Below are 12,934 nucleotides of genomic sequence, written 5' to 3' on the forward strand. Positions count from 1 at the left end.
CCCGGCTGGGGCCGGAGCTTGCTGGCGTGTCTGGGCACGCTGATCGGGGCTGCGCTGCTGGTGCTCGCACTGATGGTGGCGGTCGATCCCTATGACAGCGGCAAGCTCGGCTTGCTCGGTATCGACGGCGTCGATAATCGTCTGACCCAGATCACGGCCGCGAGCCGCGCGCGGAATCCGGATTTCAATGCCGCGATCCTGGGCAATTCGACGGCGCAGATGGTCGAGCCGGCGGAATTGTCGCGCGCAACCGGCCTGCGGTTCGTGCAGCTCTACATGACCGGTGCATTTCCCCGCCAGGAGCTCGCAGTGCTGGACTTCTTCCTGCGGAATCACCGGGAGGTCGGCGCACTGGTGATCGTGACCGACCCTGGCTGGTGCACGCATGCACGGGCGAAGGAGGAGGGCGGCGTCCCGTTTCCCGACTGGCTCTATGACAGAAGCGTCGTCACCTACGCCGCACGGCTGATCTCCTGGCAGGCAATCGAGCACGCCTTTCAACGCATCAGTATCGGCCTTGGCCGGCGACCACGGATGAACCCCGACGGCTTTGTCAGCTACGAGGACATCTGGCCGCCGGGCCAATTCAAAGAAGTCGGCTGGCCCAGGGATCCGGCGCCGGCCTCGTCTGCCGAGATGCGGGCGACATTTCCCGAGATCGCTGCGCTGGCAGATATCGTCAGGGCATTGCCGGCCGATGTGCCCGTCGTCATCATCGTGCCGCCGACCTTGGCGACCACCGTGCCGAAGCCGGGTACGGAAGCCGCCCTGGAGCGCAGCGCCTGCGATGCCGCGCTGAAGAAAGTGGTCGCGGGCCGACCGCGCAGCAATTTCATCAGCTATCGCGTTGACAACACTCTCACGCGCGACCGCGCCAATTTTGCCGACTTCATCCATTATCGCCCAATCCTCGCGCGCAAGATCGAGCAGGGGATCGCCGTGAGCCTGCGCGATGGGGAGCGCGCGAAGATCGATTTCTGAATCGTCTCAGCCGAGCTGCTCGAAACCGCCATCGAGCCAGAGCTTGCGCGCCAGTTTGCGCTGGATCTTGCCGCTGGTGGTCTTCGGCAGCGTGCCGGGCCTGATCAGCGCGATGTGGCGCGCGAAGAGTTCGTGGTTGTCGGCGACGGCCTCGCGAATTCGGCCCTTGATCGCTTCGGTGTCGATCGAGTGGCGCGCGGTGCGCTCGATTTCCTGGACGATGACGAGCATTTCTTCGCCGGTCTCGTCCGGCACCGAGAACGCCGCGCCGCAGTTTTCGCGCAAAGCTCCATCGAGCGATTGCACCGTGCGCTCCACGTCCTGCGGATAATGGTTGATGCCACGGATGATGATGAGGTCCTTGATTCGTCCCGTGACGAACAATTCGCCTGTGACGTCGATGAAGCCGAGGTCGCCGGTGCGCAGCCACGCTCCGTCTTCGCCGGCAATCTGCGCATTGAGCCCCTCGCGCGTCGCCTCGTCGTTGCGCCAATAGGTGCGGGCAATATTGGCCCCACTCACCCATATCTCACCGACGAGGTCCGGGGGCAGCCGCGTGCGGTTGTCCGCGTCCACGATGGCGATCCGTTCGCCGGTGAGCGGGCGCCCGCAGCCGACGGCGACCTGTGTATCTTCGGCGTCGGAAGGCGCCTGCGCCGCATGCGCCTGCAGCGCCGTGCGGCTCACGCTGCGTGTGACATGACCGCCGCCACGGCGTCCGCCGGAAATCAGGAGCGTCGCTTCCGCCATTCCGTAGGCGGGATACATTGCGCGCGGATCGAAGCCGTGCGGCGCGAATGTCTGGATGAACCGCTCGATGGTTTCCGCATGCACCGGTTCTGCGCCGTTCAGTGCGATCCTGAGCGAGGACAGCTCGATGCCTTCCATCTGGTCGGCGCGATAGCGGCTGACGCAGAAATCGAAGCCGAAGTTCGGGCTGCATGCCACTTCCGCGCGATAATGCGCGATCGCGCGCAGCCAGCCGAGCGGCCGCTGCATGAACGCGTTCGGCGCCATCAGTACGCAGGTCGCGCCGACATAGAGCGCTTGCAGCGCGTTCAGGATCAGCCCCATGTCGTGATAGAGCGGCACCCAATTGACGTAAGTCGATTGCCGGGTGTTGCCGAGCGCGAGCCGGATCATCTCGAGATTGGCGAGCAGATTGGCGTGGCTCACCATCACGCCTTTGGGCGCGGACGTCGAGCCGGAGGTGTATTGCAGGAAGGCGATGTCGTCCGGCGCCGGCTCGGGTAGTTCGATTGTCTCACCTTCGGCCGCGGCGAGATCGACCTCGATCCAGCGAATGTGCTCATGCGCGAAGCGTGCCCGCAAATCACCGCGGAGCGCGACGGCCGAATTGGTCAGCGCCACCGCCGGCGTGCAATTGGCGAGGATCGCGGCGCTGGCATCGCGCGCGCCGTTTCGCCGCGGCATCATCATCGGCACGGCGATGATGCCGGCCATCAGACAGCCGAAGAACGCCACCATGAATTCGATGCCGGGCGGAAACACCAGGATGGCGCGATCGCCGGGACGCGCGGCCACGGTCAGTCGCGACGCGAGCGCGCCCGCGGCATCGTGCAGCTGTCGAAAGCTGAGGACAGCGTCCTCCGTCCCGCGATCGGAGACGAAGACATAGGCGCGGTCGTCGGCCTGCTCCGCCGCACGCCGGGCCAGCAATGCCACAAGCGAGCGGAAGGTTTCCATGGGTTGCGCCGACTTCAACCGCCCTCAGGCGGCGGGGCGGATTGCGCGCTTGTCGGCGAGAAACCGCGACAACGCCTCAACGGTCGGATGGTCGTAGAAGTCGTCCGTCGATAGCTCGAGGTCGAGCTTCTCCTCGAGTTCCATCATCAGGTAGACCAGCATCGCCGAATCGAGGCCGAGGCGGCTGAATTTCGTGCCGATATCGACGCGGTCGCTCGAAATTCGCAGGATATTTGCCAGGGCGGTAACGCAGAAATCCGAAATCTGCTCGCGTGTCATGTCATGTCCCAGAAACAATGGGAACGACAATAGGGGCGACCCCCTGGTTGTCAATTTGGTCGGAACGCCGCTGCGTTGAAGGTTGTGGACTGTTGCTTCCTTGCGTCGGCCGGTGCCCAATCCGTGCACAAGGCTGGCGTTATTTCCTGCGGTCGATTGCGGCAAGCGCCCGTCGCGGCAGCGGCTTTCTGATTCGCTGGCGCGGCAACGCCGCGTCCAGATAGGTCAGTTCTGGTAGTAATAGCCCCGCGGTTGGTAAACCTGCCGGGGCTGCGGCTGATAGTAGGTGCCCTGCTGGCCGTAGCCCTGATTGTAGTATTGCTGCGGCTGCGGCTGCGGCTGATAGACCTGTGCGTCATAGAGCGGGCGGCTGCCGCGCGGCGCGGGGTAGCGCGCGCCGGTGTCGCTGCCGTCGGCCGGATAGATGTAGTTGTCGTCTTGCGGCATGTAGCGGCGGGCAGGTGCGGCCTGAGGCGTCAGGTTCACGGGATCGCCTGATGTGGCGTACTGCTCTTCGGCGGGCTGCGGCGCGCGGGCCACTGCCGTGGGATTGCGGCCACGCGGATTGCGGGCGAGCGCCACCTGCGCCGAGCCGGTCAGCGTTACCGTGGTGTTGAGCACGCCCTGCTGCTGCACCAGCGCGTAGAGCGTGGTGGCATTCTGGCGCGACAGCCGCACGCAGCCATGCGAGGCGGGCGTGCCGAGCCGGCCGACCGAGTCGGTGCCGTGGATGGCGTGCCCGACCTTGGTGAAGAAGATCGCGTGCGGCATCGGCGCGTCGTCGAATTCCTTGGAATAGTGATCCTCTTCCATGCGGAAGGCGCGGAACGCGCCGTTCGGCGTCTCCCGCGAGGGGATGCCTGTCGACACCGGCCAGTGGTAGCGCGCGACGCCGTCGACGGCGACGGTCATCTGCTGATTGTCCTTGTCGACGGTGATGTCGACCTTGGCCTGCGCGGCGCCCGCGCTCAAAAGCATCAGGGAGGTGAAAGCAATAAAAAACGAACGCATCTGACTCGTGGCCTCCGGCCTGTTCATAGTAGGCGCCGCGGCTCTCCGTCCCCCGGCGTGCATTATGCCTGCAATCGCGCTTTCGTTCCAGCGGCCTGCAAAGCTAACCTTATTGCCATCGTTAACGGGACGCCCGGCGTAAGCAAGGCCGCTTTGTGCCGCAAAGCGAGCGGCAGCGCTGACATTTTCGCGAGCGGGAGATGCGTTCACAACGCCGACAATTCATCACAATGGTGCAACCATCCGGGGCGCAACCATTTGGCCGCATCGGCGTTGACGATCGCTGCCTCGACCGGCCGCTTCCGCGGCCGGTTTTACCTTTGGGAATGAAGATGAACAAAGTTTGCGTCGCCGCCGCTTCTCGGCCGGCTGGTCTGCCTTTCCGTGTGCTCTTCGCTGGCGCCGCCGTTCTGGCCGCGCTGTCCTGCGTCCCCCAGCCTGGCCATGCCCAAGGCATCGTTCGGGGCGCCCAGGAAGGTTCTTACGAAGGCAACCGGATCGCCGGCCCCGTCGGCGGCGTGGTTGGGGGCGCGGTCGGCGCCGGTGTCGGCGGTGCCGTCGGCGCGGTCGAGGGGGTGTTCGGCATTCCCCATCGCGGCCACCGTCGGTGTCGCGGCTATTACGACGGATACAACCGCTTCCACTGCTATCGGTAGAGCTTGCGATTCCGGGGCGCGCGCGTGCCCCCCGGAATGACGGCCGGATCAGTTCTTCAACCGATATCCCGTGCGGAAAATCCACCAGATCACGACCAGGCAGATCACCAGGAACGCCGTTGTCATGCCGATGCTGACGGCCATGCTGACGTCCGCGATCTCGTAGAAGCTCCAGCGGAAGCCGGAGATCAGATAGACGACCGGATTGAGCAGCGCCACCGTGCGCCAGGCGGGCGGCAGCATGTCGATGGAATAGAAGCTGCCGCCGAGGAAGGTCAACGGCGTCACCACCAGCATCGGGATCATCTGCAGTTTTTCGAATCCGTCGGCCCAGATGCCGATGATGAAGCCGAACAGGCTGAACGTCACCGCCGTCAGCACCAGGAAGGCCAGCATCCAGACCGGATGATGGATGTGCAGCGGCACGAACAGGCCAGCCGTGGCGAGGATGATCAGGCCGAGGATGATCGATTTGGTCGCGGCCGCGCCGACATAGCCGAGCACGATCTCGAAATAGGAGATCGGCGCCGACAGGATCTCGTAGATCGTGCCGGTGAATTTCGGGAAGTAGATGCCGAACGAGGCGTTGGCGATGCTCTGCGTCAGCACCGAGAGCATGATCAGGCCCGGCACGATGAAGGTGCCGTAGCTGACGCCCTCGACCTGGCTGATGCGCGAGCCGATCGCGGCGCCGAACACCACGAAATACAGCGAGGTCGAGACCACCGGCGAGACGATGCTTTGCAGCAGCGTGCGCCAGGTGCGCGCCATTTCGAACAGGTAGATGGCGCGGACAGCGCGGTAGTTCATGACGCCCTCACGAGATCGACGAAGATGTCCTCGAGCGACGATTGCGTCGTGTCGAGATCGTTGAAGCGGATGCCGGCGGTACGGAGATCGCCGAGCAGGCTGGTGATGCCGGTGCGCTCGCCCTTGGTGTCGTAGTCGTAGACCAGCGTCGCGCCGCCGTCGCAGAGGTCGAGCTCGTATTGCCTGAGGCTCTCCGGCAGCGCATCGAGCTTGCCTTGCAGATGCAGCGTCAGCCGCTTCTTGCCGAGCTTCTGCATCAAGGTGGCCTTGTCCTCGATCAGCACGATCTCGCCCTTGTTGATGACGCCGATGCGGTCGGCCATCTCCTCGGCTTCCTCGATGTAATGCGTGGTCAGGATGATGGTGACGCCGGATTGCTGGAGCGTGCGCACCACCTCCCACATGCCCTTGCGCAGTTCGACGTCGACCCCGGCGGTCGGCTCGTCCAGGAACAGGATCTGCGGCTCGTGCGACAGCGCTTTGGCGATCATCACGCGACGCTTCATGCCGCCGGAGAGCGTGATGATCTTGCTGTCCTTCTTGTCCCACAGCGAGAGGTCTTTCAGCACCTTCTCGATATGATCGGGGTTCTTCGGCTTGCCGAACAGCCCGCGGGAGAAGCTCACGGTCGCCCACACGCTCTCGAAGGCATCGGTGTGCAATTCCTGCGGCACCAGCCCGATCAGCGAGCGCGCCTTGCGATAGGAGGTCTGGATGTTCTCGCCGCCGACGAGGACCTTGCCTTCGCTCGGATTGGCAATGCCGCAGATGATCGAGATCAGCGTGGTCTTGCCGGCGCCGTTGGGGCCGAGCAAGGCGAAGATTTCGCCGCGCGTGATGTCAAGATTGACGTTCTTGAGCGCCTTGAAGCCGGACCCATAGGTCTTCGACAAATTGGCGACGGAAATGATGGAGGACATGATGGCCGCAAGTCTGAGGGGCTAAGGCTGGGGAGGGGAGGCTGGAACCTACCGGGAGGGGCGGGTCAGCGGAGCCCTGACATAGGAAGGCCCTTGCGCGGCTGCAATTAGCGGGAGAAAAATGGCCTCGAAACAGCTCCTTCCGTGGCAGGTTTCGGGCAAGTGTTGCGCGATGGTCACGGCTTGATGCTAAGATCGTCGTTCACGCGGCTCTTTGTTGCGTCTGCGAGCAGGCCATGGCTACGATTCCGGCCGAAGCATATTCCCAGGGAAAAGATCGATGAGACCGAACGGCCGTCACACCGCTGGCGTCAGCCAGTTGTCCGCCCTCCGTGCCTGGGCGATGGGCCTGCTCCTGCTGTCAGCTGTTGCCATCAGCCCGACCACCGCCAAGGCGGCGCCAAGCCAGGCTGCCGTCGCGACCACGCATGTCTACCTGCTCCGCGGCGTGCTCAACATCTTCTCGCTCGGGCTCGACACGATCGGCGCCCGGCTCCAGGCGCAGGGCATCCCGGTGACCGTGGCGAATTTCGTGTCCTGGTCCTCGCTCGCGGATGAGGCCGCGACCGCCTACAAGGCCGGCCGGCTCAAGACCATCGTACTGGTCGGGCACTCCTCCGGCGCGACTGCGCTGCCAGACATGATCGCCAAGCTCAACCGTCTCGGCGTGCCCGTGAAACTCGCGATCGGGCTCGACTCCGTGTTCAAGACCAAGCTGTCGACCGGCGCGGAGCGCTACATCAACATCTATATCGGCGACGGCCCCGGCGAGCCGGTGAAGCGCGCGGACGGTTTTCGCGGCAAGCTCGACAATGTCGACGTCCGCGGCTCCGGCGTCGGCCACATCTCGATCGACAAGAACGAAGCGATCCAGCGCCGCGTGATTGCCGAGATCGACGCCGCAATCATGCGATCGCGCGCACCGGCTCCGGTTGCCGAACCCGGCGCGCCCAGGTCGGCGCGCTCGGCGGCGGCAACGGCTCCCCGGAATTAAGCCGTTCGCCGCAAGCAGGTGAATTGACAATGCCGCCGTCACGCCGACGGCGGCATTGTCGTATCTGCACAAGCCAAGCTCGATCACCCGCCGGTCGAGGAAGGGAACTCGGCGTACGATCTGGTGTTGTTACAGCATGACAAGCGGACGAAACGTCGGCCCCATGGCGGTTCAGCCCGAGCGGACGTGGGCCGGTCGGCCTGTTTCCGAAAATGTCCTTGAGAAAAAGCCGCAGCCTCAATCGAGCCAGTTGAGCGCGACGCGAGCCGGCTTGTTAAGACAGCACGCGCTGCGGACGCAGCGTGCGTTGCTCGCCGGCAACAGCGACGGCCGCAAGAGTTCCTCGAAATGCAAGAGTTCCTCGAATTGACAGGCCGGCCTTCCGGTGTGCCGTCTGTCTGGGGCCAGTCCACGTGAAGATCTTTCAGTGCCCGTCATGCCGCCATCCTGTCTCGTTCGAGCACATCGCGTGCGCGAATTGCAGCACTGAGCTGGCGTTCGACTCCTCGCGCATCGAGATGACTAGGCTTGCATCCCATCAATCTTGCCGTAACCGCGAGATCATCGGCTGCAACTGGTGTGTCGAGGGCGCGGACTGGTATTGCGGCTCGTGCCGCCTCACGCGCACAATTCCAAACCTCGGCAGCACCAGAAACATCATGCTATGGCGCCTTATGGAGGAAGCCAAGCGCCGTCTTCTCTATGATCTCAGTCGCCTCAAGCTTCCGCTCGCATCGCGCAACGGCGCAGAATTGGCTTTCGACATTCTTTCGGACGAGGTCGGTCCGATCGTGACGGGGCATCTCTCGGGCCTGATCACGCTCAACCTTGCGGAGGCCGACGATGTCGAACGAGAATCTCGCCGCGTGGCGTTCCGGGAGCCGTACCGCACGCTGCTCGGGCATTTCCGGCACGAGATCGGTCACTTCTATTGGGACCTGCTCGTCGACGGCACGACATTCCAGGCCCCGTTCAAGCTGATCTTCGGTGACCAAGCGCAGGACTATCAGGCCGCGATCAACTCCTATTACAGCCGCGCCGATCGTTCATACGACCGAAGCGGCTTCATCAGCGAGTACGCCACGTCCCACCCCTGGGAGGATTGGGCGGAAACGTTCGCGCATTTCCTGCATATCGTGTCGACGCTCGACTCGCTGGCAGGTTTGCCGTTGGCGCTGGACGAGCGCGCCCGGCAGACCCTGACGGATCCCTATCTCGAGAGCGACTTCGAGGCACTCCTGGCACTCTGGATGCCGCTTGCTCGCAGCATCAACGAACTCAACCGCTCGCTCGGGATGAGCGATGCATATCCCTTCGACATATCGCCGGCGGTCAAAGGCAAGCTGCATCTCGTCCATATGGCGATCAGCGCATTCCGCGCTCAGCAGAGCCTGGCGGCGTAACTCTCGCGGAGGACAGCCCCCGTTACGTCAGGAAGGTACGAATGCTGTCCGCGATTTCCTTCGCGTGCGTCTCCAGCGCGAAATGACCGGTGTCAAAGAACTGCACCACGGCGTTCGGATTATCGCGCTTGAACGCTTCGGCGCCGGGCGGAATAAAGAATGGGTCGTTCTTGCCCCAGACCGCGAGGAACGGCGGCGTGTGCTTGCGGAAATAGTCCTGGAAGGCCGGATAGAGCGCGACGTTGCTCTTGTAGTCGCCGAACAGGTCGAGCTGCACGTCGTCCGAGCCCGGGCGCGCAAGGTAGAAATTGTCGAGGTTCTGGCCGTCCGGTGACACGGTCATCGGATCGGGGACGCCATGCGTGTACTGCCAGCGCGTCGCTTCCGGCGTGAGGAGCGCGCGTAGCGCGTCGCGATTGGCCGGCGACGGATCCTGCCAATAGGTCTTGAGCGGAGTCCAGTCGTCGCTGAGCCCTTCCTCGTAGGCGTTGCCGTTCTGTGAGATGATTGCCGTGATCCGCTCGGGGTGACTGAGCGCAAGCCGGAAACCAGTCGGCGCGCCGTAATCGAAAACGTAGACCGCGAAACGGTCGAAGCCGATCATTTCGGTGAAGCGTTCGATCACGCGCGCGAAATTGTCGAACGTGTAACGGAAGCTTTCGCGCGAAGGCATGTCGGATTGGCCGAAGCCGGGAAGGTCGGGCGCCACGATATGAAACCTGTCCGCCAGCAGCGGGATGAGGTCACGAAACATGTGGCCTGCGCTGGGGAAGCCGTGCAGCAGCAGGAGTTTTGGCGCTCCGACACGACCGGCCTCGCGATAGAACACCTTGAAGCCCTCGACATCCGCGGTGCGGTACGCGATTGCGGCCATGACATTCTCCATCTTAGTAACCACTAAATTGCCTACTAAGAGGTTACGTCCCCTTACCGTAACTTGTCAACGCCGTTCTATCAGGTTATCCGAGTCCATGCTCCCGACCGGCCAAGGACCGCTCATGGACCGCCCGCCCGCCATGTTCATCGCCGACTCTCTCGGCCTCGACTTCCTCAACTCGGTGGCGACGCCGCTCGATACGCCGGTCGACTGGATCGATGATGGTCATGGCCTGATCGACTGGCTGGCGCAGGCGAAGCTGGTGCCCGCGGATGATCTGCACGCGCTGACGGCGCGCGCCACGCCGGAGGAGCTGGACAAGGTTGCGGATCAGGCGCGCGCCTTGCGCGAATGGTTCAGGGGCTTCGTGCGCAAGCATGCAGGCCGACCGCTCACGACGGATGCATTGCGGGAGCTCGATCCGTTGAACAGCCTGCTGGAGCGCGACGAAGCGTTCAGCCGGATCGAGCCGGGCCATGCCGATGGCGGCGCTCTGGCATTGCGAATGAGGCGGCGCTGGCGATCGCCGGAGGCGCTATTACTGCCGGTTGGCGAAGCCATGGCGAAGTTCGTTTGCGACGAGGATTTTTCGAACGTCAAGGCGTGCGAGGGGCACAACTGCACCATGCTGTTCGCCGACCACACGCGCAGACGCGCGCGGCGATGGTGCATCATGGCGGTCTGCGGGAACCGCGCGAAACAGGCCGCACACCGCAGCAGGCTCAAGAGCATGCAGTGATTGAGGGGCGAGATGCTGGAATGAGCGCGGATCGAGCCCCGGTTCCGTGCCCCAAATTCCACCCAATCGACCGTCACTAAGCGCCTTTGGGGGAGGCTGCAGCCTCCCGGAGTGGGACTGCTGGACTGATGATCGATTTGAGGCGACTTCTCGCGCTGGCAGCCGTTGCGCTGCTCGCCTTGAGCACCGGGACGACCGCTGCCTCACCTGCCAAGACGAAGCCCGCCGCGGCCGCACCCGTCGCGCCGCCGCCCCCACTGTTCGAGCCATTGCCGCCGCCGAAGATCTACCTGTTCCGTGGCGCCATGGGGCCGTTCTTCTCCACCGGCATGGACCGGCTCGAAGAGAAGCTGACGCAGGCCGGCTTTTCGGCCAACGTCTATGAATTCACCATCTGCCGATGGATCGGCGATCGTGCCATCTCCAGCTACAAGGAAACGCCGGCGCCGATCGTGCTGATCGGGCATTCGATGGGCGGGCTTTGCTCGATCGTCATTTCGGAGATGGCGGCCAAGGAGAACATCCCGATCAACCTCGTCATCACCATCGATCCCGCGCATGCCACCGGCGACGTGCCGCTCAATGTCGAGCGCTTCATCAACATCTATCTCTCCGACAGCGTGCTCGGCGGCGGCAACGTGGTCGCGGTGCCGGGCTATCGCGGTCACTATGCGAGCTATGACCTGAAGGAGAACGCGCGGGTCAGCCACATCAACATCGAGAAGTCCGACGACATCCACCGTCAGATCGTCGACATGGTCACGCAGTTGCCGCGCATTCCGCCCCAGACGCAGGTCGATGCCGTGCCGCTGCGTTATCTCGTGCCGGCGAATACGCTGGTCGAATTGTGGGACAGTGGCGTGCGGCTACCGGTGCGCCGCGGCGACACCATGGAGAGCATCGCGGCAGCCAATCGCGTGCCGCTGTGGTCGCTGGCGCAGAGCAACTCGCTGCCGGAGAACGCGACGCTCACCCCCGGCCAGTCCATCATCGTTCCACGCCACCTGACGCCGCCGGAGCCGACAGCCGCTATGGCGAACCCGCCGCCGGGACGGCGGTAAGCAGTCAGCAACGGAGATGGTCGGGATGGGCTTGATGCAGGCACCATCCCTCGCGGCACCTGTCATTCACGCATCTTGTGCCGCGGCAGCCATCTTGATGCGGGTGTCGCCAAGGAGGAGCGAGCCGTGGCGGAAGCCCGGCCCGCCGGGCGATAGGGCGCGGCGAGAAGCATCATAAACAAGGCCCTGTCAGCCGCATATTTGGCAGCGGGTCGGCCATTTTCGAAGCCGTGCATGACCAGGCGTCCTTCCGTCGTGCAGACACGCCATCGCCATGTCCTTCGACCGCACTTCTTCAGGAACACTTCGAATGTCGGGAGGTGTTCGGGCATGTCGATCACCCGTGCCGGCTTGCCGTCAGGCGCGTGGTGGCGTTCCCCATCGCCCGGCTCGGAGCCTGAAAGGTGAGCGGAAAGGCGGAGACGGCGAGCTTCTCGATCGCCGAGCGCTCCTCGGACACACGTCTCTCGATGAACCGCCGTTCGAACTCGGTCAGCTCGGTCTTGAGCAACCGCTGATAGCGGCTGATGTTGCTGCGGTGGCCGCGCAACAAGGCCAGCTCTTCATCAAGCATCATCGCAATCCCCGTTGAGCTGTCGTTGCCTAGGCTGCGAGGCCGGTTCGTTCGACGGATCGCGTGCGGACCGGCTTGCCGCCCGGAGGGCCCTTCGGATGGTGGTCGAGGCTCGCGAGCGCTTCCAGAATTTCGTCGATGGTGACGGCTTTGTCCGAGCCGGGCAGCTCCCGCAATGTCGGGCTCGAGGCGACACTGGCTGCGTCCGAAGCCCAGGACGCTAGGATCGCGCGCTTCTCGCCGATCGACAAAGTTGGATCGGCTATGACGTCGCGGGGATGATCATAGACGGAGCCAGGGTGCAATATCGCGTTCAGATCGATGATGTTGTCGGCATGATCGAGCATGAGAGGTCCTCCTCCTTTCTCTAAAACCTCTGACTTGCATTCGGGTACGCGATCGAAGGCCATGGCCCATCCCGCCCGACGATCGGGCGGGATCACCGGGCCTCCGACAGACCGAATTCAGGCGGCTTTGCCCTCGAGTTGATGCACGTTGCCGGACGGCGCGGCATTGATCGCAATTCGCCGCGGCTTCATGGCTTCAGGGATTTCCCGGACCAGTTCGATCTTGAGCAGGCCGTTCTCGAACGAGGCGCTGTGCACCTGAACATACTCGGCCAGGTTAAACTGCCGCTTGAACGGCCGCGCGGAAATGCCCCGGTAGAGATACTCGCGTTCGGTTCTGTCCGGCTTGTTTCCCTCGACGGTCACCGCATTCTGCTCGGCCGTCACCGCGACCTCGTTGGGTGAGAAGCCCGCAATCGCAAGCGAAATCTGGTAGCGATCCTCGCCGAGACGTTCGATGTTGTAGGGAGGATAATTGTCCTCGCCGGCACGCTGTGCCGTTTCAACGAGGTCGAAAAGGCGGTCGAAGCCAACGGTCGAACGCCACAAGGGAGAGAAGTCGTAAGTGCGCATAG

General features: G+C 63.7%; 15 protein-coding genes. 6 read left to right on the forward strand and 9 right to left on the reverse strand.

Annotated features, from left to right (window positions below; translation table 11 throughout):
* Positions 1-18: 18 nt before the first annotated feature.
* Complete coding sequence (locus BcanWU425_RS10960) at positions 19-981, forward strand: hypothetical protein (RefSeq protein WP_231190425.1); 963 nt, start codon at positions 19-21, stop codon at positions 979-981.
* Between the two features lie 6 nt (positions 982-987).
* Here BcanWU425_RS10960 and BcanWU425_RS10965 read toward each other — a convergent pair whose 3' ends face one another.
* The 3 genes from BcanWU425_RS10965 to BcanWU425_RS10975 are packed head-to-tail and all read right to left on the reverse strand — an operon-like array spanning position 988 to position 4,005.
* Positions 988-2,688 carry a fatty acyl-AMP ligase gene (locus tag BcanWU425_RS10965; protein ID WP_204512064.1) on the reverse strand — a complete coding sequence of 567 codons (1,701 nt, stop codon included), beginning with the start codon at positions 2,686-2,688 and terminating at the stop codon, positions 988-990.
* 24 nt (positions 2,689-2,712) lie between these two features.
* Entirely contained in the window at positions 2,713-3,132 is a 420-nt protein-coding gene (locus BcanWU425_RS10970) for an acyl carrier protein (RefSeq protein ID WP_231190427.1), read from the reverse strand.
* Between the two features lie 60 nt (positions 3,133-3,192).
* The gene (locus tag BcanWU425_RS10975; protein WP_204512063.1) at positions 3,193-4,005 is read right to left on the reverse strand and encodes a L,D-transpeptidase; all 813 of its coding nucleotides are present in this window, start codon (positions 4,003-4,005) and stop codon (positions 3,193-3,195) included.
* A gap of 305 nt (positions 4,006-4,310) precedes the next feature.
* On the opposite strand from BcanWU425_RS10975, the gene BcanWU425_RS10980 reads away from it, so the two are divergent.
* Positions 4,311-4,634: a hypothetical protein gene (locus BcanWU425_RS10980; RefSeq protein ID WP_085349135.1), complete on the forward strand. Its 324-nt coding sequence runs from the start codon at positions 4,311-4,313 to the stop codon at positions 4,632-4,634.
* Between the two features lie 48 nt (positions 4,635-4,682).
* Here BcanWU425_RS10980 and BcanWU425_RS10985 read toward each other — a convergent pair whose 3' ends face one another.
* Both BcanWU425_RS10985 and BcanWU425_RS10990 read right to left on the reverse strand, forming a co-directional pair.
* Positions 4,683-5,444 (reverse strand): ABC transporter permease, encoded by a 762-nt coding sequence (locus tag BcanWU425_RS10985; protein ID WP_018454266.1) that lies wholly within the window; start codon positions 5,442-5,444, stop codon positions 4,683-4,685.
* Positions 5,441-6,364 (reverse strand): ABC transporter ATP-binding protein, encoded by a 924-nt coding sequence (locus BcanWU425_RS10990; protein WP_204512062.1) that lies wholly within the window; start codon positions 6,362-6,364, stop codon positions 5,441-5,443. Before BcanWU425_RS10990 ends, BcanWU425_RS10985 begins: the two co-directional genes overlap by 4 nt.
* A 280-nt stretch (positions 6,365-6,644) precedes the next feature.
* On the opposite strand from BcanWU425_RS10990, the gene BcanWU425_RS10995 reads away from it, so the two are divergent.
* A complete protein-coding gene (locus BcanWU425_RS10995; protein WP_018454268.1) occupies positions 6,645-7,358 on the forward strand; it encodes a hypothetical protein in 714 nt (237 codons plus the stop codon).
* 413 nt (positions 7,359-7,771) lie between these two features.
* Entirely contained in the window at positions 7,772-8,761 is a 990-nt protein-coding gene (locus BcanWU425_RS11000) for a zinc-binding metallopeptidase family protein (RefSeq protein WP_204512061.1), read from the forward strand.
* Positions 8,762-8,783: 22 nt separating this feature from the next.
* Here BcanWU425_RS11000 and BcanWU425_RS11005 read toward each other — a convergent pair whose 3' ends face one another.
* A complete protein-coding gene (locus tag BcanWU425_RS11005) occupies positions 8,784-9,635 on the reverse strand; it encodes an alpha/beta fold hydrolase (RefSeq protein ID WP_026232703.1) in 852 nt (283 codons plus the stop codon).
* Between the two features lie 124 nt (positions 9,636-9,759).
* Between BcanWU425_RS11005 and BcanWU425_RS11010 the strand changes: the two genes are divergently transcribed.
* Positions 9,760-10,377 carry a CGNR zinc finger domain-containing protein gene (locus BcanWU425_RS11010; RefSeq protein ID WP_085350313.1) on the forward strand — a complete coding sequence of 206 codons (618 nt, stop codon included), beginning with the start codon at positions 9,760-9,762 and terminating at the stop codon, positions 10,375-10,377.
* Positions 10,378-10,505: 128 nt separating this feature from the next.
* Positions 10,506-11,438, forward strand: a complete 933-nt coding sequence (locus tag BcanWU425_RS11015; protein ID WP_204512060.1) for a LysM peptidoglycan-binding domain-containing protein — start codon at positions 10,506-10,508, stop codon at positions 11,436-11,438.
* Positions 11,439-11,775: 337 nt separating this feature from the next.
* Here the strand turns inward: BcanWU425_RS11015 and BcanWU425_RS11020 are convergent, their stop codons facing one another.
* From BcanWU425_RS11020 to hspD, 3 genes are all read right to left on the reverse strand, one after another.
* Complete coding sequence (locus BcanWU425_RS11020; protein ID WP_018454273.1) at positions 11,776-12,015, reverse strand: hypothetical protein; 240 nt, start codon at positions 12,013-12,015, stop codon at positions 11,776-11,778.
* Positions 12,016-12,041: 26 nt separating this feature from the next.
* Positions 12,042-12,359 (reverse strand): hypothetical protein, encoded by a 318-nt coding sequence (locus BcanWU425_RS11025; RefSeq protein ID WP_018454274.1) that lies wholly within the window; start codon positions 12,357-12,359, stop codon positions 12,042-12,044.
* A 117-nt stretch (positions 12,360-12,476) separates the two neighbouring features.
* The gene (gene hspD, locus BcanWU425_RS11030) at positions 12,477-12,932 is read right to left on the reverse strand and encodes a small heat shock protein HspD (protein WP_018454275.1); all 456 of its coding nucleotides are present in this window, start codon (positions 12,930-12,932) and stop codon (positions 12,477-12,479) included.
* Positions 12,933-12,934 lie beyond the last annotated feature (2 nt).

This window comes from Bradyrhizobium sp. WU425 (assembly GCF_021052305.1).
Taxonomy (GTDB): Bacteria; Pseudomonadota; Alphaproteobacteria; order Rhizobiales; family Xanthobacteraceae; genus Bradyrhizobium; species Bradyrhizobium canariense_D.

What these genes read in the sequence shown, in the direction of transcription:
- BcanWU425_RS11005 (WP_026232703.1), bottom strand. Translation starts at nt 9,635, where the DNA reads ATGGCCGCAATCGCGTACCGCACCGCGGATGTCGAGGGCTTCAAGGTG.
- BcanWU425_RS11015 (WP_204512060.1), top strand. Translation starts at nt 10,506, where the DNA reads ATGATCGATTTGAGGCGACTTCTCGCGCTGGCAGCCGTTGCGCTGCTC.
- hspD (WP_018454275.1), bottom strand. Translation starts at nt 12,932, where the DNA reads ATGCGCACTTACGACTTCTCTCCCTTGTGGCGTTCGACCGTTGGCTTC.
- BcanWU425_RS11010 (WP_085350313.1), top strand. Translation starts at nt 9,760, where the DNA reads ATGGACCGCCCGCCCGCCATGTTCATCGCCGACTCTCTCGGCCTCGAC.
- BcanWU425_RS10965 (WP_204512064.1), bottom strand. Translation starts at nt 2,688, where the DNA reads ATGGAAACCTTCCGCTCGCTTGTGGCATTGCTGGCCCGGCGTGCGGCG.
- BcanWU425_RS10995 (WP_018454268.1), top strand. Translation starts at nt 6,645, where the DNA reads ATGAGACCGAACGGCCGTCACACCGCTGGCGTCAGCCAGTTGTCCGCC.
- BcanWU425_RS10990 (WP_204512062.1), bottom strand. Translation starts at nt 6,364, where the DNA reads ATGTCCTCCATCATTTCCGTCGCCAATTTGTCGAAGACCTATGGGTCC.
- BcanWU425_RS11020 (WP_018454273.1), bottom strand. Translation starts at nt 12,015, where the DNA reads ATGATGCTTGATGAAGAGCTGGCCTTGTTGCGCGGCCACCGCAGCAAC.
- BcanWU425_RS10985 (WP_018454266.1), bottom strand. Translation starts at nt 5,444, where the DNA reads ATGAACTACCGCGCTGTCCGCGCCATCTACCTGTTCGAAATGGCGCGC.
- BcanWU425_RS11025 (WP_018454274.1), bottom strand. Translation starts at nt 12,359, where the DNA reads ATGCTCGATCATGCCGACAACATCATCGATCTGAACGCGATATTGCAC.
- BcanWU425_RS10980 (WP_085349135.1), top strand. Translation starts at nt 4,311, where the DNA reads ATGAACAAAGTTTGCGTCGCCGCCGCTTCTCGGCCGGCTGGTCTGCCT.
- BcanWU425_RS10975 (WP_204512063.1), bottom strand. Translation starts at nt 4,005, where the DNA reads ATGAACAGGCCGGAGGCCACGAGTCAGATGCGTTCGTTTTTTATTGCT.